The organism is Pseudomonas fluvialis (assembly GCF_002234375.1).
Lineage (GTDB): Bacteria > Pseudomonadota > Gammaproteobacteria > Pseudomonadales > Pseudomonadaceae > Aquipseudomonas > Aquipseudomonas fluvialis.
The window spans coordinates 1-1,101 of the sequence record NZ_NMQV01000048.1 but is presented as its reverse complement, the minus strand read 5'-3'; the positions used below and the strand labels follow the sequence as shown (position 1 = coordinate 1,101).

Below are 1,101 nucleotides of genomic sequence, written 5' to 3'. Positions count from 1 at the left end.
GCGCCAGGCCCAGCACTTCGACGATGCCTACGTGATGTACATGGCTGACGAACGGGGTGGCGCCAACCTGCTGTATGTCACCCATGTCGAGCCGCTCAGCGAGCTGGACCGGCAGTTGCTGGAAATCTATATCCACAACGTGGCGCTGACCTTCGAGAACATCAATCTGATGGAGGATCTGCAGGAAACCTCCAAGGAGCTGGTATATACCCTGGCCGATGCCGTGGAAGCACGCAGCAAGGAAACCGGCGCGCACGTGCAGCGGGTTTCCCTGGTCAGCGAGCGGCTGGCCCAGCTGTACGGGTTGGCTGACCGTGAGGTGCAGCTGATCAAGCATGCTGCGCCACTGCATGATGTGGGCAAGGTGGCGATTCCTGACCACATCCTGCACAAGCCGGGCAAGCTCGATGAGCAGGAGTGGGCGCTGATGCAGCGCCACGTGGAGTTTGGTGTGGCGATTCTGCAACGCTCGCGCCGCGAGCTGATGAAGGTCGGCGCACTGATCGCCGGTAACCATCATGAGCGCTGGGATGGCCAGGGCTATCCGCAGGGGCTGGCGGGGGAGGCGATCCCGATTGCCGGGCGCATCGTCGCGCTGGCGGATGTCTTCGATGCCTTGGGTTCGCGGCGCAGCTACAAGGAGCCCTGGCCGGCCGAGCAGATTCGCCAATTGCTCAGTGAGCAGCGTGGGCAGCAGTTCGAGCCGCGCCTGGTCGACCTGCTGCTGGAGCACTTCGACGAGTTCCTGGCCATCCGCGAGCAACACCCCGATGATGCGCAGGGCTGAGCGCTCCGCGCCGGGGCAGACGCTGAGTTCGGTCAGCCATAGTCTGTCGCGCCGCTTGCTGCGCAGTACCCTGGTGCTGGCCTTGGGACTGGGCCTGCTGATCAGTGTGTTGCTGGTGGTTCAGGACTACCGGCAGGTGGCCGCGCAACCGGATCGGGACATGCAGGCGTTGGCCGGGTTAACTCTGGAGCCGGCCAGTGCGATCGTTTTTGCTCTGGACAGCAAGCTGGCCGAGGAGCTGCTCAAGGGGAGTCTCAAGCAGCCGGCCATCCAGTTCAGCCGGATCAGCCTCAACCGTGGCGAACGCTTTGCAG

At 63.7% G+C, this 1,101-nt stretch carries 1 protein-coding gene and 1 pseudogene; both read left to right on the top strand.

The window, feature by feature from the left end:
• Nucleotides 1-787, top strand: a 787-nt coding sequence (locus CFY91_RS15515) for an HD domain-containing phosphohydrolase (protein ID WP_133063703.1), incomplete at its 5' end; no start/stop codon positions are given.
• Nucleotides 771-1,101: pseudogene (locus CFY91_RS15510) on the top strand (hypothetical protein); the annotation flags it as partial. The gene CFY91_RS15515 and the pseudogene CFY91_RS15510, both read left to right, overlap by 17 nt.